The organism is Paenibacillus sp. DS2015 (assembly GCF_050433705.1).
GTDB lineage: Bacteria > Bacillota > Bacilli > Paenibacillales > Paenibacillaceae > Paenibacillus_AQ.
This window is the reverse complement of record NZ_JBNPWS010000007.1, coordinates 18,941-37,750: the sequence shown is the minus strand read 5'-3', so window position 1 is coordinate 37,750 and position 18,810 is coordinate 18,941. Positions and strand designations below refer to the sequence as shown.

At 43.8% G+C, this 18,810-nt stretch carries 16 protein-coding genes; 1 reads left to right on the top strand and 15 read right to left on the bottom strand.

Features of this window, described 5'->3' with window-relative positions; all coding sequences use genetic code 11:
- Nucleotides 1-14: 14 nt before the first annotated feature.
- The 13 genes from J2T13_RS08535 to J2T13_RS08475 all read right to left on the bottom strand — a co-directional run bounded on the left by J2T13_RS08535 (nucleotide 15) and on the right by J2T13_RS08475 (nucleotide 12,738).
- Nucleotides 15-1,136 carry an Ldh family oxidoreductase gene (locus tag J2T13_RS08535; protein WP_429370266.1) on the bottom strand — a complete coding sequence of 374 codons (1,122 nt, stop codon included), beginning with the start codon at nucleotides 1,134-1,136 and terminating at the stop codon, nucleotides 15-17.
- Nucleotides 1,129-2,448 carry a M20/M25/M40 family metallo-hydrolase gene (locus tag J2T13_RS08530; protein WP_429370264.1) on the bottom strand — a complete coding sequence of 440 codons (1,320 nt, stop codon included), beginning with the start codon at nucleotides 2,446-2,448 and terminating at the stop codon, nucleotides 1,129-1,131. The genes J2T13_RS08535 and J2T13_RS08530 overlap by 8 nt, the downstream gene beginning before the upstream one ends.
- Entirely contained in the window at nucleotides 2,445-3,356 is a 912-nt protein-coding gene (locus tag J2T13_RS08525; RefSeq protein WP_429370262.1) for a sugar phosphate isomerase/epimerase family protein, read from the bottom strand. The genes J2T13_RS08530 and J2T13_RS08525 overlap by 4 nt, the downstream gene beginning before the upstream one ends.
- A complete protein-coding gene (locus tag J2T13_RS08520) occupies nucleotides 3,349-4,476 on the bottom strand; it encodes a DegT/DnrJ/EryC1/StrS family aminotransferase (RefSeq protein WP_429370260.1) in 1,128 nt (375 codons plus the stop codon). Before J2T13_RS08520 ends, J2T13_RS08525 begins: the two co-directional genes overlap by 8 nt.
- Nucleotides 4,476-5,609: a DegT/DnrJ/EryC1/StrS family aminotransferase gene (locus J2T13_RS08515; RefSeq protein ID WP_429370258.1), complete on the bottom strand. Its 1,134-nt coding sequence runs from the start codon at nucleotides 5,607-5,609 to the stop codon at nucleotides 4,476-4,478. The genes J2T13_RS08520 and J2T13_RS08515 overlap by 1 nt, the downstream gene beginning before the upstream one ends.
- A gap of 4 nt (nucleotides 5,610-5,613) precedes the next feature.
- Nucleotides 5,614-6,672, bottom strand: a complete 1,059-nt coding sequence (locus J2T13_RS08510; protein WP_429370256.1) for a Gfo/Idh/MocA family oxidoreductase — start codon at nucleotides 6,670-6,672, stop codon at nucleotides 5,614-5,616.
- Nucleotides 6,673-6,758: 86 nt separating this feature from the next.
- A complete protein-coding gene (gene trpA, locus J2T13_RS08505) occupies nucleotides 6,759-7,571 on the bottom strand; it encodes a tryptophan synthase subunit alpha (RefSeq protein WP_429370254.1) in 813 nt (270 codons plus the stop codon).
- The gene (gene trpB, locus J2T13_RS08500) at nucleotides 7,568-8,761 is read right to left on the bottom strand and encodes a tryptophan synthase subunit beta (protein WP_429370252.1); all 1,194 of its coding nucleotides are present in this window, start codon (nucleotides 8,759-8,761) and stop codon (nucleotides 7,568-7,570) included. Before trpB ends, trpA begins: the two co-directional genes overlap by 4 nt.
- A 19-nt stretch (nucleotides 8,762-8,780) precedes the next feature.
- On the bottom strand, nucleotides 8,781-9,590 hold the full coding sequence (gene trpC / locus J2T13_RS08495) for an indole-3-glycerol phosphate synthase TrpC (protein WP_429370250.1): 810 nt from the start codon (nucleotides 9,588-9,590) through the stop codon (nucleotides 8,781-8,783).
- On the bottom strand, nucleotides 9,574-10,623 hold the full coding sequence (trpD, locus tag J2T13_RS08490; protein ID WP_429370248.1) for an anthranilate phosphoribosyltransferase: 1,050 nt from the start codon (nucleotides 10,621-10,623) through the stop codon (nucleotides 9,574-9,576). Before trpD ends, trpC begins: the two co-directional genes overlap by 17 nt.
- Nucleotides 10,624-11,097: 474 nt before the next feature.
- Nucleotides 11,098-11,877: a DUF4097 family beta strand repeat-containing protein gene (locus J2T13_RS08485; RefSeq protein WP_429370246.1), complete on the bottom strand. Its 780-nt coding sequence runs from the start codon at nucleotides 11,875-11,877 to the stop codon at nucleotides 11,098-11,100.
- Complete coding sequence (locus J2T13_RS08480) at nucleotides 11,874-12,422, bottom strand: DUF1700 domain-containing protein (protein ID WP_429370244.1); 549 nt, start codon at nucleotides 12,420-12,422, stop codon at nucleotides 11,874-11,876. The genes J2T13_RS08485 and J2T13_RS08480 overlap by 4 nt, the downstream gene beginning before the upstream one ends.
- 4 nt (nucleotides 12,423-12,426) lie before the next feature.
- Complete coding sequence (locus J2T13_RS08475) at nucleotides 12,427-12,738, bottom strand: PadR family transcriptional regulator (protein ID WP_429370242.1); 312 nt, start codon at nucleotides 12,736-12,738, stop codon at nucleotides 12,427-12,429.
- Between the two features lie 579 nt (nucleotides 12,739-13,317).
- On the opposite strand from J2T13_RS08475, the gene glgP reads away from it, so the two are divergent.
- A complete protein-coding gene (gene glgP, locus J2T13_RS08470) occupies nucleotides 13,318-14,937 on the top strand; it encodes an alpha-glucan family phosphorylase (RefSeq protein WP_429370240.1) in 1,620 nt (539 codons plus the stop codon).
- Nucleotides 14,938-15,044: 107 nt separating this feature from the next.
- On the opposite strand, the gene J2T13_RS08465 is transcribed toward glgP, so the two are convergent.
- Together J2T13_RS08465 and cysI are read right to left on the bottom strand one after the other, a co-directional pair.
- On the bottom strand, nucleotides 15,045-16,880 hold the full coding sequence (locus tag J2T13_RS08465) for a UbiD family decarboxylase (RefSeq protein WP_429370503.1): 1,836 nt from the start codon (nucleotides 16,878-16,880) through the stop codon (nucleotides 15,045-15,047).
- A 203-nt stretch (nucleotides 16,881-17,083) separates the two neighbouring features.
- Nucleotides 17,084-18,808 (bottom strand): assimilatory sulfite reductase (NADPH) hemoprotein subunit, encoded by a 1,725-nt coding sequence (gene cysI / locus J2T13_RS08460; protein ID WP_429370238.1) that lies wholly within the window; start codon nucleotides 18,806-18,808, stop codon nucleotides 17,084-17,086.
- Nucleotides 18,809-18,810: the final 2 nt, after the last annotated feature.

The following is an 18,810-nucleotide window of genomic DNA, read 5'->3' as shown; positions in this document are numbered from 1 at the left end:
CAACCTTGATCGATTCACTTTGCTTCGGCTTCTTCCTTAGAAGTAGGCAATGTAACATTCAATTGAGATCCCAAACGTACCAACTGTTCATAAACCACCTGATCGATGGTCACCTCATCCGTTTCGTGCCGCATCGTTGCTTCCATATAACCGGGGTAAATCACCTTTTTCTCCGGCGTGACTGGAGGACAATCTAGCAGCGTTTGCAACATCTGATCCATATGTGATGTAAATTCTTCCTGCGGTCGAAATGCAGCCACATCTATAGCTAGGAAAAAATGTCCGATATTCTGGTCCTCTTGCCCAGCATCCTTAAGATTCTGCTCTAAAAGTCTCGGATCTGGTCCCACATCTGCACCAGATAATACTCCACACAGAATATCTACCATTAGAGCAAGCCCATATCCTTTGGCTCCACCGGTTGCAAGCGAACCTCCGAGCATTTGCAAATGACCTGTACCTTGATCAAAAGCTGCAGGGTCAGTTACTGGTAAGCTATTGTCATCTATGAGCCATCCCTCTGGGATTGATTCACCCCGACGCTCTGCGGAACGAATCTTACCTGTTGCCACTACGGTCGTACTCATATCCAACACAAAAGGTGGCAGAACGCTTGCAGGTGCACTAAGAGCAATGGGGTTAGTCCCAAGCATGTTCACCTTACCGTTTAAAGGTCTGGCGATCGTCTGTGTTCCCAGATTAGTCATCGCCATTCCGATCATTCCTGCCTGCAATGCTTGTCCTGTATAATAACCGGCACTCCCGAAATGAGACGAGTTGCGGACAACGACACATCCTATCCCAGCTTCTTTGGCTTTGTGTATGGCTAGATCCATGGCCTTCACACCGGCAGTTAAACCAAGACCATGATTCGCGTCAATAACCGCGGTAGCGCCCGCTTCAGCTACTACAGTCTGCTTGGCAGTGGGGTTCACCCGTCCATCCAATAGACGTGCCACATAAATCCGTTCCAAATTAGTAACTCCGTGCGTGTCAAAGCCATTCTCATCCGCATAACAGAGCACACCTGCCGCAACATGACTGTTATCAGCATCTACACCGCAAGCTTCAAACACTTCAGTTACGAATTGATGTAAGCTATCCTTGTTCATTTTCACTTTGTTATTCTTATTCATATTCCTTAACCACATCCAATCGATTCATATTTCTCCTGTGGGTACCATATGTTATCAGTAATTTTCTGATTTCACTTGCGTAACGTTCAAGATCGTCTAATGTTACAAATTCTCCTTCAGCATGAGCTAAATTGTTACCAAGACTCCCAGGCCCATATACAATCGTATAATTTACGCTATGCTGGGCCCACATGGCATCACATGTGAATGCTTGTCCAATCATCCCATCGGGGTTACGTAACCAGCCTAATCCATCAAGAAATGCTTCCCACTCCGGGTGACGATTGTTCAGAACAGGCAGCCCTTGCTTTACCCAAGTGAGTTCGCAAATATCTTCGGCCGCTTCCGCCGTATAACGTGCTGGAGCGATTCCGCTAAATTCAATTGCAAATTGTTTGAGTAGCTGGTGAACAGCCTCTTCCACAAGTTGACGAATCCGCCGTCCACCTTCGATCGAATGATAGGCGAAGTTAATAAGTAACCGACCGGTTCCATACACTTTGTTATGCATCATACCCGTATGAATGCCTGCAAGGCACATTTTCCCCCCAGCACCTTCAATTGGACCTGCTAACCGAGCGAGCATATGTTCAGCTAGATAACTGAGCAAAAGAGTCGCGTTATGTCCCGCTTGCGGGGCATCATCCGTCGAATCCTGTCCATGAATATCAATCCTTGCAGTCATGGAAGTGGTCGATTGATCAAAGAAGACACCGTCCGAGGGCTCCGCGAACAAGTTGAGGCTACCTAACCAGCCTTGATCCGCAAGTAGCTTCGTCCCATAGACTCCCATGGCCCCTCCTTCTTCCCCAGAAACACATTGAATAAGTAGGCTGAATTCGTCCAACCATGTGGGATGATCCCGCAGGGCCCCCGCAATGCCAGCAAGTAGTGCAACACCAGGCCCCTTCATATCGACTGCTCCACGTCCAGTGAACCGTCCATCCTTGTACGACACAGGCAGAACGCCATCGACAGTATCCATATGAAAGTTAAACATCAGCGTTTCTTCAACCGGTCTCTCTGGGCCCCATCGCAGCACCAGATTCGGTTGAGATTCCCAAAAGACTGGCCCCATCTCAGTAGCGCACTCACTTACACTCAATGGCAACATATCTGCTTCCAGTTCAAGTGGTTCGGGGGGAGAATGAAATACAATTTCACAACCTAACCGCTCCACAGCGAATTTCGCGTATTCCTCTTGTGCTTGTGCAATCTCTGAGGGTTGTTTGAGTTCCAGCGGTGAAATCGTGTTGATCTGGAGCAGTCTCATCAGTAATGTGGAATATTCCTCTGTAAATAGAGTACTCATATCTGATGCTCCATTCTTGTATCCTTACCTGGTGCTCCTAATCCGTTGCCCTGATACCCTATGTGAAGCTCCTGTAACAGCTTCTCAAGTCTTCTTCCATAAGCAATATAAGAGTCCTTATGATTAGTAGAACTATTGTTTTGTCTTAGATGTGGGATGAGATGCAGATGCGGTTCAATGGACAATATGCCTTTATAGTTCTGTTCCTTCAGCCAAAGTAAACATTCCTTCACCTTAGAATCACCTTCACCCGGCAAAGTGTAACTTTCTTGCCCATCCTTCCAAACCCCGTCTTTGATATGAACATGCTCGACATATTTCCCAACCTTAGTTAAATAATCGAACGTATCATAGCGGTATGCTATGCCGTTTCCCGTATCAAACATCAGGCGCAGATGTGGACTGTTAACTTCCTCAACAAGCGCTAACGCGTGTTCTGCACAAGTACCGGCCCAGCCGGAGCAATTTTCATGGAGGAGTATAATCCCAGCATCCATCGCCATTTCCGTCAGCTGGTGCATTCGTTCCATCACCCTTTGCCGCCATTCATGATCCGGCAAACCGTCATTGGGATAAGACATAATTCTTACATATTTGGCTCCGAGCACAGGCATTCGGTCAGCTAAGATCTTCAATTCTTCCAGATCAGGTTCAAATGCTCCTGTAATAGGTCTTTCCCAATTAGCAATACGTGAGGCCACCGTAGTAACTTTCAATGAAGCTTCTGAAATCCCCCTCCGTACCTTCTTTAAGAGAGTAGTATCCCAATCACTTAGAGCTCGTCCCTCCACCGTGCGAATTTCAATCTCTCTCCAACCTAATTCCATATGTGCCTGCAGCTGAACCGCAAGTTCCGCACCAGCTTCATCACTAAGACCTGACAGAGTCATGCCGCTGGGTCTAGACATGAACGTTCACCTTTGTACAAAAATCCGCTACAGCAGACATGACCTGGAATACATGATCATCTGGCATCTCAGGATATAGTGGTAGTGCCAAAGCCTTGCCCGTGATCGCTTCCGCATTCGGAAAGTCACCGGGTTGGTGACCCAAATAAGCAAACGCGAGCTGAAGTGGTAAAGCCACAGGATAATAAATTTGTGTCTCGATGCCACGTTCCAAGAGAAAAGTCCGTAGTTCATCTCTCTTCTCCGTTTGAATGACATAAGTGTAATAGACCCGTTCTTCGTGCGACGCCGTAACGACTTGTAACATAGGTGCCCAACTTCTGAATGATTCATTATATAGCCCTGCAATCTGACGCCTCCGATGAAGCAAATCGTCATAGCGGTGTAACTTGTGTAGTAGATAACTTGCGACAGTCTCATCCATTCGGTTGTTGTATCCCACTAGATGATGATAAAAACGAGTAATGCCATCCTGTCCATGGTTGCGTAGCATGCGGCTGACTCGTGCCAACTCATCGTTGTCCGTGACAATCACTGCACCGTCTCCTATACCACCAAGAGGTTTGGCTGGGAAAAAAGAATATAGCCCTGCATCCCCAATCATTCCTGCTATAGCACCCTTTTGACGTGCTCCTAAGGCTACGGCGCTATCTTCCAGCACCATTAGATTATGCTTACTAGCGATTTCTTGAACCGCTTCCATATTAGCCATAACAGAAAACAAATGCGTTGGAATAATCACTTTGCTTGCTGGTGTTATTCTCTTTTCCAAGTCCTGAGGATCTATCATTCCAGTTAATGGATCTACGTCGACAAAAACGGGACGACCACCGAGTAATCCGATGGCACTGGCTGTTGAAATGAAGGAGAACGCTGGTGTAAGAACATCCACCCCGGGTCCCACACCCATCGCCTTCAACAGAATCGTAAGGGCCGAGGTCCCATTAGCTACTGCTATGGCATGCTTGGCACCCGTATACTGGCGAATAGCATCTTCAAATTCCGTAACTCTTTCCTTGAGAATGAAGTTATCCGAGATGCCCACTTCATACACAATTTCCTTAATCTTTTCCCGATCTTCCTCATATCGACTTGCATAATTGAAGAATGGAACTATCATTATTCATCCCCCTTTGCAAAAAAAAGATGGATTTGCTCGCATACCTCATCCACTTGTTCATCCGTCATGTCTGGATACATGGGTAGACCCACTGCTCTTCGTGCTGCTTGCTCAGCGTGAGGCATATCCCCTTCTTGGTATCCGAGGTGAGAGAAACATGGCTGCGTGTGGAGTGGAAACGGATAATAAACTTCAGTACCTATCCCGTGCTGAGTTAAATAAGCTACTAGGTCATCACGCTGCTCGGTTTCCAATAGGTACACGTAATATACAGCGTTCGCTGTTTCATCCCCACGCTTCTTGATGAGCGGAGTATGCACTTGCGAGATATTAGCCAGTTTACGATTGTAGAGGGCCGCCAAGTAGGCGCGACGGGCAATTTCCTGTTGCAGAAATTCCAGTCGAACAATCAGGATAGCTGCCTGAATATCATCCATTCTACTGTTATATCCGACTCTTTGATGGATATATGGAACCCCTTCGTTCTGACCATGTATGCGCAGAAGACGTGCCTGATCCGCAATCGTGTCATCATCCGTCAGAATCAGCCCAGCATCTCCAATAGCTCCCAGTGTCTTAGTCGGAAAAAATGAGATTACACCCGCATTACCAAGTCGTCCGGCATGTTTGCCTTCATGGAACATACTAATCGCTTCGGCACTATCTTCGAGTACCAACAGGTTATGGCGTTCTGCAATCTGTCTAATCACTGTCATATCCGCCATCTGCGTGAATAAATGAACCGGCATAATGGCTTTTGTACGTTGCGTAATTTGATGTTCAATCTGTTCCACATCAATGGTGTATGTAGAAGGATCAATATCGCAGAAGACTGGAGTCGCGCCCACATGTGCGATACTTGAAGCCGATGCAAAAAAGGAATAACAAGGAACGATCACTTCGTCACCGATACCCACTCCGGCAGCGCGTAACATGATCATTAATGCATCCGTTGCATTTCCAACAGCAATGCAGTGTTTAGCACCCGTGAAATTCTCCAGCTTTCGTTCCAGTTCTTGAACCGTAGGGCCATTCGTAAATTTGCCATCATCAATAATTTGATCCAGTCTTTCAGAAATAAAAGGCCATTGTTGTTTGAAAGACGTAGACCCCGAAAAAAAAGATACACTCATGCTCTCACCCCATATTGACCAGATTATAGGACTGACTATTACCTTCAGTTATTTCTGCTTCAGCGGTCAACAACCCGCATTGTTTCTTAGCCTGACAAATCATTGTTACGACCTGAACATTGAAATCTAGATCACTAACCGGTTTCACCCCTTGCCCAGAAAAATAACGATAATATTCTATGAATACTGCTGATAAAGGGTCATCGTGTAAAATCTGTTCTTCTAGCACATGTCCATACCCGTCGCAAATCTCTAGCCAAGAATGGCTATCATCTTGTGCTGAAGGGTAATATCCGAATATAACATGACTATCAAAATTCAACTGAATTCTTCGTTTCCTTACGGGAGTTGCTAGATTCGAACTCAATCTGGAGACTAGACCGTGGTCATGCTGGAGTGTCAGCTTTGCCATCCCCATATGGGGGATCACGTGCTCACCAACTTGCATATCACGAACCTCAGATTCAATGACCTGTGCATCTTTTCCCCCAAGCAATAATGCCAAAGCTACCAGATGGGGAATCTCCACATCAAAAGCATTATGATGACTTGGATTCGCCAAGGTACGTGATAGCCGTGATTTGTTCTGTTCTGCTGTCAGAAAACGGAGCGGGCCATAAATGCCTGATTGAATCAATGAATGAATACTCCGAGTCAGCGAGCTGGAGAGCCAGTTCGCTACCACCAATATCTCGCATCGGTAACTATTCTGGATTTCCCGAATCACTTCTAGCTCTTGTTGGGTTGTCGTCAGTGGCTTTTCCATCATAATCATCCGATACCCACGTTTGACGACTTCAAGCAGTGTCGTAGTATGCAGCTCGGGCGGTGTACAGATGTGCACTACCGTATTAAAGAGATCAAAGCCCTTGACCTCATCCAGACGAGAGAAACCCGTTAGAATCGGATTGCTTGAACCTATTTCTGCAAATCGAGGGTCTACAACTCCAACATGTGGATTAAAGAGATCCTCGTTATTCTCCATCAGGTAAGCCTTACGAAGACAATGATAATGAAGACCCTTCCCCGCTCTTCCAAATCCGATAATCAAAGATTGAAGCATTAACGAACCTCCTTCATGAGTCTTAAGTCGGACCCCGGGGTACAATTTGGCAAGTGCGAAAGCACAGCCTATTATTCTCTTTTATATTAAATAGGGGTTGGAGTTTTCCGTGTCGCTTGTTTCATTTTTTGAATAAAACGGCGTACCTCTACTTCTGTCTCGTGAGGTTCAGAATGTCTGATTACATTAATCAGCGCACTGCCCACAATGGCCCCATCTGCATATTCACTTACTTCACGCACATGCTGTTCATTGGATATGCCGAAGCCGACAGCAAGCGGTAGCGTAGTAACGGTTCTAGCTTGTTTAATAAACTGTGGTAAGTCCTCAGACATGGATTCCCGCTCTCCTGTAACACCCGCCACGCTAATACAGTACAAGAAGCCCTGACCCTGCTCCACAACAGCAGTCGCCCGTTCTTCACTCGTCGTCGGAGCTAGAAAAAAAATGACTTTCAATCCTCTGGATTCAAAAATTTGGACCCAAGACTTAGCCATCGTCGAAGGTAAATCCGGAATAATAAAACCGTCCACCCCAGCATTCTTCGCATGCTCTGCCAATTGATCTAACCCATAAGCAAGAAAAGAGTTGCAATAACCCATCAATACGATCGGTGTCTCCATACCAGAATCTCGCAATGTTCTAACCATCGATATACAGGTCCTTAAGTTCGTTCCATTCGCAACGGCAGTTAAGCTAGCTTCCTGTATCGTTGGACCATCCGCCAATGGGTCAGCATAAGGAACTCCCAGTTCTATGAGGTCTGCTCCGGCATCAGCGATCGCACGAATCAGAGACTCTGACTCTCCAGCTGTTGGATATCCCACTGGAATATAAGGAATAAGAGCACACTCCCCTTTTACCCGCAAACGGGCAAACATCTCATCAATACGGCTCATAGCAATACCTCCGATTCCTTGATTTGTTCCAAAGCTGCAATAGCTTGAGTCAGGTCCTTGTCACCTCTGCCGGATAAGTTAACTAAGATGAGCGCATTGTCGGGTAAATCACGAATTAATTTAAGTGCATAGGCAACAGCATGCGAAGATTCAAGGGCTGGAAGAATACCCTCCATCCGGCACAATTGCTCAAAGGCTAGCAATGCCTCCCTATCATTAATCGATGTATACTCGACCCGTCCGGTATCCTTCAAGTAACTATGCTGTGGTCCCGCACCTGGGTAATCCAGACCCGGAGCAATACTATGAGTTTCTAGAATTTGTCCATCTTCATCTTGAAGCATATACGTCATGCTACCTTGAATAATACCTAGAGTACCCTTGATCAAAGGTGACGCGTGTTTCCCCGTCTCAATCCCTTCTCCAGCAGCTTGAACGCCGATCAACTTGACTTCGGCATCATCCAAGAATGCATTGAACATACCAATGGAATTGCTTCCTCCGCCCACGCAAGCGATAACGTAATCCGGTAATCGTCCTTCTTCATGAAGGATTTGTTCTCTAGCTTCTTCTCCAATAACGGACTGAAAATCACGAACCATGTCTGGGAATGGGTGAGGTCCTACGGCCGATCCGAGTAAATAATGAGTATCTTCAACATTGGTTATCCAGTCACGAATTGCTTCGCTAATCGCATCTTTCAGTGTCTTTTGACCGCTGTGTACCAAATGTAGTTCAGCCCCAAGTAACTTCATCCGCTGTACATTAGGAGCCTGACGTTCAGCGTCTACTGCTCCCATATACACGACACATGAAAGTCCTAACAAACCGCAAGCTGTCGCAACAGCAACACCGTGCTGTCCTGCACCTGTCTCCGCAACGATCCGAGTTTTCCCCATTCGCTTAGCCAGAATTGCCTGTGCTAGAGCATTATTAATTTTATGGGCACCTGTATGGGTCAAGTCCTCACGTTTTAGATATATCTTGGCCCCCCCCAAATCCGCCGTAAGGCGATGAAGCTTAGTAATGGGAGTCGGTCTACCGACGAAGTTCTTTAACAGTTGCGATATTTCGTCACGGAAGTCGGGCTCATCTTTAATTCTTTTGTATTCCCTATTCAATTCTTCCAAATTACGAATCAATGTCTCTGCCACGTAAGCACCACCATATTGACCAAAAAATCCTTCCATATGTTCTGATCGCCTCCCTTTATCCATTCTGGTGTTCAATGATTTCTAGACCAGCAAATTCCCGAACGCGTCGTGTAATATCGTCTGCTTTTAGTAAAGCTTCACCCACCAATATGGCATCAAAGCCTCTATTCTGAGCTTCCACGACATCTGCCGGGTTCGAGAGTCCGCTCTCGCTAACGGTAAGAGTCGTATCTGGAATAATCGATCGAATCTCTTCAGAACGCTTCAAATCAACCTCAAAAGTCTGCAAGTCCCGATTATTCACACCGATAATCCTTGCCTTGGCTTCAACAGCTGCAGCAGCCTCTTTAATCGTGAAGCATTCAACTAGAGCCTGCATCCCTAGATCATGAACAGTACTTATCATTTCAGATAGTAACCCTGAGTCTCCGATACTTCGGACAATAAGGAGAACCGCATCAGCTCCTACCGAACGAGCCTCGTATATCTGGTAGGGATCAATAATAAACTCCTTGTACATCACTGGCAGATGAACAGCGGGGTCATTTGCAACTCGTTCCACAACATGCGCGCCTCCGCCGAAAAACTTCTCATCAGCCAATACAGAAATGGCTCTGGCTCCATTCTGAGAATAGATACGAGCTAACTCAGTCGCTGTAAATTGGCTTGGAAACTCCCCTTTAGACGGTGATTTCCTCTTGATTTCAGCAATCAACGAAATCCCCGGCATTTGTAAAGCACTGTAAAAGTCTCTTACCGGTCTGGCTTCACGTAATTTTCCCTGTAAATCTTCCAGGGTCCGAACCCGCTTCTTCTCATCAATCTCTACACGTTTGTTCGCTATAATCTCATTCAACATGTACATAATCGACTGCCCCTTTACGTAATTTTCTGCTACCCTTCACCATTGCCTGTAACTGTTCTGCGGCTAGACCTGAAGCTATAGTCTGTTCTGCCATCCAGTAGCCTTCCCGCAGATCAGCGACCAGCCCTGAGATCATTAGCGCTGCCCCAGCATTCACACATGTTACTTTTCGAATGGACCTGACTTGTCTACTACCCTCAAATAACTGTTGCAGTATGGTGACATTCTCGTCTACAGTCCCTCCCTTTAACTCTTGTATGTCAACGTAACTCAGACCAATAGATTCTGGTTCCCATAGCGTTCTATTTACGGACTGGCCCTTGACTTCATAAATCAACGTAGGGGCAGATAGGCTGATTTCATCCATTCCGTCCATGCCATGTACCACTAATGCATGTTCAGAGCCAATGGATGAAAGAATATCTGCGTATACGGGAGCCAAAGAGGCATTAGATACGCCCATCAAACGCCTTCTAGGTTGAATAGGATTACCGAGTGGACCCATCAGATTAAATACAGTTCGAAACCCGAGTTCACGCCTTAACGGAGCCCATGCACTAATCATTGGATGATAGGCGGGTGTGAAAAGGAAGGCGAAACCATACTCTCGTAGCCAGTCTGTGGCCTCCTCTTGTGTCAGATCAATGCTTATTCCTGATGCTTCCAAAAGATCGGCACTACCACAAGCACTACTAGACGAACGATTTCCGCATTTAGCTACTTTGGCTCCTGCTGCACTAGCCGTAATTGCTGCTGCCGTCGAAATATTAAACGAACCTAGCATATCTCCTCCTGTGCCACAAATATCCACAGTATCTGCATACCCCGCTATGGGAACCATCTGTGCCCACATCGCCTTCAAGAAACCTAGTAGCTCTTCTTTTTCTGTTCCTCTGGCTTCCGTAATGCCAAGAAAAGCAGCAACATGGACAGGGTTTGCAGTCCCAGACAGTATATGGTTCATACATAATGTGGCCTCTGACTCCGACAGAGGCTGTTTCCCTAGCAATTTCATGAGAACGCCTTTGATCATTCATATGCACCTCCTACGATTACTAAATCAATGTAGAATATACCAACTTATAAGAGACAAATCTCACAAAAGGGTTAATCTACCAGATATCATTAATCTAGTAAATTAAACTGATATACCCACACTGAGTACACCGTAAAAAAAGTAAATATTGTGTCCATTATTCGCGCGGGTTCATAAAGAAATTTTTATACAATTATTACATTTTTTGCACTTTAAATGTTTCTGTTGCTAATTATAACTCTATCTTAATTTGGATGTCAAATTTATACACATAAGTTATTTTAATGCTATTTTAGTACAAATATCTTATAAATATTTCACTGATAGAATCACTTATCCGTACAAAATAGAGGTGCAAACGATTTCATCTTTTATAGAAATCAGCTAGCCACACAAATAAAAAAGACCACCACAAATGTGGTAGTCTTCCCGTATACAATCTAGTAGAAATGCCTTTTGTCAATCTATTGACTAATGATCCGCCATCAACAACGCTAAGTCGCCCAGTTCCGTTGATAGTTTAACTTTCGGTCCACCAGTTCCTAGTGAAGCTTCATCAACATTAGACAAACCAGGTAATTCAATGGTTCGTTCACCTAATCCGCTTCTTAAATTCGTTTGGATTGCTGCAGGCGCAATTTCCGTTGTTATCGTTATATTTCCCAATGATGTTTGCGCATCAATATCACTTTCGAAAGCTTGTAATTGAACATTGATGTTTCCAAGGCCCGTTACACTGTAAATGTCCCCTTGCAATTTATTTGCCGTTATACCACCGAGGCTTGACTCCAAAAACGATTGCTTAGTCTGTATTTTCTCAACATTTATGTCAGCTAAATCCGTATGTACCTGGAGTTTCTCATATTCCTTTTGCGGTAATTGTACTAGGAGTTCATATGCTCCAGAGTTAATCACAAATAAACGCTTCTTTTCGAATTCTTCTGCTTCTATCGTGATCTCACTTCCATTTTCCTCCACTGATAGTCTGTAATTATCTTGATATCTCTTTTCTGACTTCCCTTTCATATGAACTACAATTTCCGTTCCGTCATATGGAACAATATTAACATCACCCGTATTAGACATAATGCGTATGTCCGTTACGTTAGATGCAGATATTGAACGTGTATGATCAATCACTGCTAAATTAAACGGAGATAGATTGAAACTGTACATCAGCATATTCCCAATGACGGAAACAATGATCAGAAGAAGAGCAAATTGCATGACCCTTTTATATTTTCTCTTCAACGCCAATTCCTCCTTACCTTGTTCAGATTGTAATTCAAATACCTGATTACTAACCTATAGTACAGAGCCGTGCTTCTCAGGGCTCCAAGAAGTATGAGCAGTCCAATACCAACAAAACCGAGAATTAAGAAAAGTTCTTTCACATACGTGACTGTAAAGCCATCTTGTATTAACAAAAGAATGGGCGAGATCAATAAGAATACTGAGAAGACAAATAACGCTAGAAGAACTGATAAACCTAGTATAAATGGAACCAATACAAGTAATAAATTGAGAACCCCAAGTCCTAATGTGGCAAACACGGCTCTCGTTACACTATTCAACGATGGATTTACTTGCGCTTTTGTAATTTCATATTGAACCAAAGCCTCTTTCGCAATCACATGAGGCTCGCCGAAACTTTTGATAATGTCACTCTCCGTACGACCTCTGAAATGCGCTTGTTCGAAATGATCTTCATAGTCTGCTAATATTTCGTTCAGTTCTTCTTTTGGTAGCACTTTCAATAACTTACTAAGTTCGATTAGATAGATCTCTTTGTTCACCCCATTACTCCTCCTCAATCATTTTTTCTACTCCTTTAGAGAATTCCTTCCATTCTTTAATAAGATCATCTTTTAAATTAATACCTTTGGGCATCAGCTTGTAGTACTTTCTTGGAGGACCCTCTGTTGATTCCATAAGGTACGTCGAGAATAACCCTTCTTTAGTAAGCCTTCTTAGTAACGGATAGATCGTTCCTTCGGAGATCTCGAAGTTCTTTGAAATTTCTTCAACCAATTCATATCCGTACATATCTTTCTTTGCGGTCAAACTCAAAACACATAACTCCAACACACCTTTTTTAAACTGTACGTTCATGAATATATATCACCACTTTACTTAGTACTGTACTTTGCAAGGTACCACAGAAAAGATAATAATTTACTTTTATGAATAATACAATCTCAATTTACAGATGATGGGTATTCATACAATGTCTATCCTCATTATCGTATTTATGAGTTATAGTCCAAAAGGATTTCACGGTACTAGAAATGGAGCGCTTAGCATAAAATACTACAAGTGCTGAGTGCTTACACTCTCTTGTATTATCTACATTGAACTTTTTATTGGGCGAAATCTGAACATAAATCCCTTTAAATTCGTGCTGCTCATGATCTGACCGCATTTGTTCGTAAAGTGACTTTCATTAATTTGTGTGCAAACGTTTGTAATTTAATCAAATTCATTAAATCATCCTAATCCTTGAACTTTTTGTGAATATGGGTATTTTGGCTATTCTTTATAGACTTTTTCCATAGGAATATGCTACCATATGTGTGAAATCGCTTGCAACAATTCATAGTTTCAAAGATTGGGACAAACGTTTGCACCTAGATAAGCAACTACATCATGTTTATAAAGGAACTCTATAATATAACTTGGGAGGCTTTTCAATTGAGTGAGAAAACATTACCAACAGTAGCTTATTTTAGCATGGAGTACGGACTTCATTCCGATTTCAAAATGTATGCGGGTGGTTTAGGCATTCTTGCTGGAGACTATATCAAGGGAGCAAAAGACACGAATATGCCGATTGTAGCCATCGGGTTGAAATGGAAACAAGGCTATACTGACCAACGTATTGATGCAGAAGGAAAACCTTACGACACGTATCATAACTATGTTTACGATTTCCTTGAAGATACTGGCGTTAAAGTAACGGTTAAAGTTAGAAATAGCGATGTCGTGTGTAAAGTATGGAAAACCGAACATTTCGGTAATAACCCCCTCTACTTGCTTGATACGGATATTCCTGAGAACAACGATGCCTGGATTACAGGTCAGCTGTACGGATGGTTTGGTGAAGAACGGATCGCGCAAGAAATTGTAATAGGAATAGGCGGCGTTAAGGCGATGCGTGCGCTTGAAATCCCAATTGACGTTTACCATTTCAATGAAGGACATGCCGCTCTTGCCGCTACCGAATTAATTCGCGAGAAGATGTGTGCGGGCGATACCTTCGAAGAAGCTTGGAAAGCGACTAAAGACGAAGTTGTATTTACAACACACACACCTATTAAAGAAGGAAATGAAACTCATCCACTAGACCGTCTAGAATATATGACGGCTTTCAATGGGCTGACGCGTGACCAAATGGAGCGCATTGGCGGCAATCCATTCAATATGACTGTAGCTGGATTACGTCTCTCCCGTATCTCCAATGGTGTAGCTCAATTGCATGCAGATACTTCCAATAAAATGTGGAAAGAGGTTGCAGGTAGATCCCCTATTATCGGCATCACTAATGCTATTCATACACCGACTTGGGTAGATGAACGTATCACGCGTGCCTTCGAAGATGGCGGTGACCTATGGGCGACACATATGGAAATCAAACATGAGTTGATTGATTTCATTAAAGAACGCTCTGGTATCCAACTGGATGCAGACAACTTACTCATCGGATTCTCACGTAGAGCGGCACCATACAAACGTAGCGATCTAATCTTCTCGACACCTGAAATCATTGAACCTTATCTGAAATCCGGTAAAATCCAGATCGTTTTCTCAGGTAAAGCCCATCCATTAGATGATATTGGTAAGAAAATTGTTAGTAATCTAGTATCTATGATGAAGAAATATCCAAAGAGTGTCGTATTCTTAGAAAATTATGATATGACCATTGGTGCCATGCTTACCCGTGGCTCAGATATCTGGCTTAACAATCCACGTAGACCCCTTGAAGCTAGTGGAACCTCAGGAATGAAAGCTGCGATGAACGGTGTACTCAACTGCTCGATTCTAGATGGATGGTGGCCTGAGGCTTGTATCGACGGTGAGAACGGTTGGCAGATCGGAGATGGCTTCGAGTCGACTGACTTCGAAGAGTTAGATCGCCACGATACTGAAGCTTTGTACGACACTTTACTTAATAGAGTGTTACCTACGTATTATGAAAACCGTCCAAAGTGGATCTCCATGATGCAGAAGAGTATTGAGACAACTCGTGAAGAGTTCGCAACCAAACGTATGCTTGACCAGTATTTTAACGAAATGTATATTAAAAAAGCTTAATCCAAACTTCATTCAATGCAACTCTAAATAGCAAAAAGCCGATCATACTCTTTCTTGAGAATGACGGCTTTTTTGCTATGCTTATCAAGGTTTGTAGATAAATCCATTTATCCTAACTTCAATCCGCCCAGACTTGCCCCTTTGCCAAATAACCGCTCGATATTTTTCTCAACAACTGGATCGGCAATTAATGGTGGTGCTTGATGTGGCTTAATACGTGCGTCAATAATCACATTATCACACGCCCAATGCTTATTCTCGTATTGACTATTCACACCATATATATCATGCGAAGGATTACTGCGCGTAAACGTAGCCCATAGGAAGTTCTGGATGGTCGCACTCATGAATGAGCTATCATCACTTAGAATGATCATTGGACAAGCCGGGATGGCTCCCTTGGCTTGAATAGCGTTACATAAACCTTGTAATTCCTGCCCTGCTTGAGCATAATCCTTAAACTTCGGTCCTTGTAAGACCACAACACCTGGCATAATTAATTTAGCGTTCTCAAACCCACGAATGTCTTTCAAATCATCGGGAACCTCTTTGCACAAGTCCCTTTTCTTATCTCCATAGGCTGCGAATACAACTTTACTACCACTGTTCAATCCGGTTCCTGAATAATCTAGCGTATCAATCGTCGTATTGGTATGGAAATGAATGTCTCGACGTAGATCGATACGTTCTAAAATATAGGTTAAAAACTTCACTTCTTTGTGTGTATCCACAGGTTGATCCTCTTCAGCCGTTATAAATAAATATTTTGCCAAACTCAGTTGCCCTGTTCCTAATATACGATTAGCTATCGTGAGTATCTCAGTCGGCTGTTTGACTTTCTGATAAGGCGTATAGCGCTCACTACCAATCGCAAAAAGCAATGGATGCACGCCAGTAGCATCAACGGCATGGACTTCTTTGACACCTGGAATTTCATGTTTGATCGCATCCCCTGTTAACTCATGGATGAGTTCACCAAATGAAGTGTCTTCTTGTGGCGGACGACCCACAACAGTAAACGGCCATATAGCATTCGCCTTGGCGTATACTTTATGTACTTTCATTAATGGAAAAGGATGAGTAAGACTGTAATAACCTAAATGATCGCCAAACGGTCCCTCTGGTTTCGTCTCTCCAGGATGAATCTCTCCAGTGATTACAAAATCAGCATCATTACTAATACAGTAACCATCAACATAACTATAGCGAAAATTACGTCCTGCAAGCAATCCTGCAACAGTCATCTCGCTCAGACCTTCTGGTAAAGGCATGATAGCTGACAAAGTATGCGCTGGAGGGCCACCAATGAAAATGCTCACTTTAAGCGGAACACCTAATTTGTTGGCCTTATCCTGATGTATTCCAATACCACGATGAATCTGATAATGCAGTCCAATTTCTTTGTTCATCTCATAATCATTTCCGCTTAATTGGACACGGTACATCCCTAGATTAGAATTCATAATCCCCGGTTTCCCTGGGTCTTCAGTATACACTTGAGGCAGTGTGATGAACGCTCCACCATCCATAGGCCAATGTTGGATCAGAGGAAGGTCAGATATCTGGATTTCCTGTGTCGTAGTGGGTAAGCTACCCAACTTTTTCAAAGGGAGGGCTTTCACTGCCGCCAACCCATTGCCTATATTTCTAAAGGGTTGTTTCAACGCTTTCATGGGATCGTCACGTATAGCCATTACATTCTGTACCGAAGCCCATGTATCTCGGAACATAAACTTACTTCGTTCTAATGTACCGAAGAGGTTGGATGCCGCTCGAAACTTCGAACCTTTTACATTTTCAAATAATAACGCTGGACCGCCAGCCTCATATACTTTCATGTGAATCGCAGCCATTTCAAGATAGGGATCCACTTCTTCTTGAATACGGACTAGATGTCCATTCTTTTCTAAATCAATGATACAATCTTCTAAATTGCGATACATAATCGTTAGCTCCATTCTCTATTCATTACTACATGATAACACATTATGATGTTCGAATTCCTTTTAAAATCAACCTACTTATATGTTGACATAGGAGCTACTGGAACAAGAAAAAACGAAGCACCCTTCCCCCTGTTCATAGGTTGAGGCACTTCGTTTTTTTGAATTATTGGAAACTATATGATCCATTCATTACATCTAATTTAGGAATGAAAGTCTTGTCCTCTAAGGACTTCGTTGACATAACCAGCACGAATGACAAAATCCCCGAAATGTTCGCCGTCGTGTCGTTCCTTCCCATATTGACTAATGATCGGTTTCAGCGATGCTAGAATCTCAGTCTCGCCAATGTTTTCTTTATATAACTTATTTAGACGGTCTCCGGTAAATCCGCCTCCCAAATACATATTGTATTTACCAGGGGCCTTACCAATGAAAGCAAGCTCAGCCAGCATCGGCCGGGCACATCCATTCGGACAGCCCGTCATGCGTATGATGATTTCTTTCTCGCTCAGACCAGATTCCTCAAGCATAGGCTCAATTTTATCCATCAATGTAGGAAGGTAGCGCTCTGATTCAGCCATCGCTAGTCCACAGGTTGGGAAAGATACACAAGCCATAGAACTTCTCCGTAACGCAGAATAATGGAGTCCATCTGTGAGCCCATACTCTTTGATCATGGCGTCGATCTTTTTCTTTTTCTGTATGCTCACATTAGAAATAATCAGATTCTGGTTTCCCGTAAGTCGGAAATCTCCAGTATGCACTTTGGCAATTTCCCGAAGTCCCGTCATCAGAAGGTAGTCATCCTCGTCTTTGACCCGGCCGCTCTGGATAAATAGCGTGAAATGCCATTTCCCATTACTGCCCTTCACCCAGCCATATCGGTCTCCGTTATGGTCGAAATGGTAAGGACGTGCTTCCGCTAGACTCCAACCTAAACGATTTGTCAGTTCATTAATGAACCAATCTAAGCCGCGGTCATCGATCGTGTATTTAAATCGAGCATGCTTCCGAACAGCACGATCACCATAATCTCGTTGAATCGTGACTGTCTTCTCTGCTACGTCGATCATCTGCTCCGGTGTGCAGAACCCGATTACTCTATTCACTTGAGGATATGTCTTAGGATCGCCATGAGCCATCCCCATTCCTCCACCTACCGCGACGTTGAATCCGATTAGACGTCCCTCTTCGACAATTGCAATGAGACCCAGATCTTGTGAAAATACATCAATGTCATTCGAAGGAGGAACAGCAATACCGATCTTAAACTTACGTGGTAAATAAACAGCACCATAGATCGGTTCTATTTCTACATCATTATCTTGGCTATCTACTACTTTCTCCCCATCAAGCCAAATCTCGTGATAGGCCCTTGTTCGTGGATCAAGATGATCACTAACCTTTGCGGCCCACTCGTACACCTGAGAATGTACCTCAGATTGATACGGATTCGGGTTACACATCACATTACGATTCACATCTCCACAAGCGGCAAGCGTGCTTAACAATGCATCATTTACTTCACGGATCGTATTCTTTAAGTTCCATTTCAATACGCCATGTAGCTGAAACGACTGACGGGTCGTTAGACGAATCGTGCCATTGGCGTACTTTTGGGCAACAGTATCCATCATTAACCACTGTGCCGGCGTAACCACTCCACCGGCAGCGCGTACACGTAACATGAACTGATAAGCGGGTTCCAGCTTCTGTTTCAAACGCTCGTTGCGCAAATCGCGATCATCTTGCATATAACTGCCGTGATGTTTCATCAAACGATTATCATCTTCGGGTATAGAGCCTGTGATCGGGTCTTGTAATGTCTCAGTAAGACTTCCCCGCAAATATTGACTTCTGCGTTTGATTTCTTCTACATCGCTGTGCGGAGCACTTTGCGTTGACATCAAATTATTCTCTGACATGT

Coding starts and splice junctions, on each gene's coding strand:
- J2T13_RS08520 (WP_429370260.1), bottom strand. CDS start 4,476: ATGATAGTTCCATTCTTCAATTATGCAAGTCGATATGAGGAAGATCGG.
- J2T13_RS08525 (WP_429370262.1), bottom strand. CDS start 3,356: ATGTCTAGACCCAGCGGCATGACTCTGTCAGGTCTTAGTGATGAAGCT.
- trpC (WP_429370250.1), bottom strand. CDS start 9,590: ATGTACATGTTGAATGAGATTATAGCGAACAAACGTGTAGAGATTGAT.
- J2T13_RS08535 (WP_429370266.1), bottom strand. CDS start 1,136: ATGAATAAGAATAACAAAGTGAAAATGAACAAGGATAGCTTACATCAA.
- trpD (WP_429370248.1), bottom strand. CDS start 10,623: ATGATCAAAGGCGTTCTCATGAAATTGCTAGGGAAACAGCCTCTGTCG.
- J2T13_RS08530 (WP_429370264.1), bottom strand. CDS start 2,448: ATGAGTACTCTATTTACAGAGGAATATTCCACATTACTGATGAGACTG.
- trpA (WP_429370254.1), bottom strand. CDS start 7,571: ATGAGCCGTATTGATGAGATGTTTGCCCGTTTGCGGGTAAAAGGGGAG.
- trpB (WP_429370252.1), bottom strand. CDS start 8,761: ATGGAAGGATTTTTTGGTCAATATGGTGGTGCTTACGTGGCAGAGACA.
- cysI (WP_429370238.1), bottom strand. CDS start 18,808: ATGTCAGAGAATAATTTGATGTCAACGCAAAGTGCTCCGCACAGCGAT.
- J2T13_RS08465 (WP_429370503.1), bottom strand. CDS start 16,880: ATGTATCGCAATTTAGAAGATTGTATCATTGATTTAGAAAAGAATGGA.
- J2T13_RS08475 (WP_429370242.1), bottom strand. CDS start 12,738: ATGAACGTACAGTTTAAAAAAGGTGTGTTGGAGTTATGTGTTTTGAGT.
- J2T13_RS08515 (WP_429370258.1), bottom strand. CDS start 5,609: ATGAGTGTATCTTTTTTTTCGGGGTCTACGTCTTTCAAACAACAATGG.
- J2T13_RS08510 (WP_429370256.1), bottom strand. CDS start 6,672: ATGCTTCAATCTTTGATTATCGGATTTGGAAGAGCGGGGAAGGGTCTT.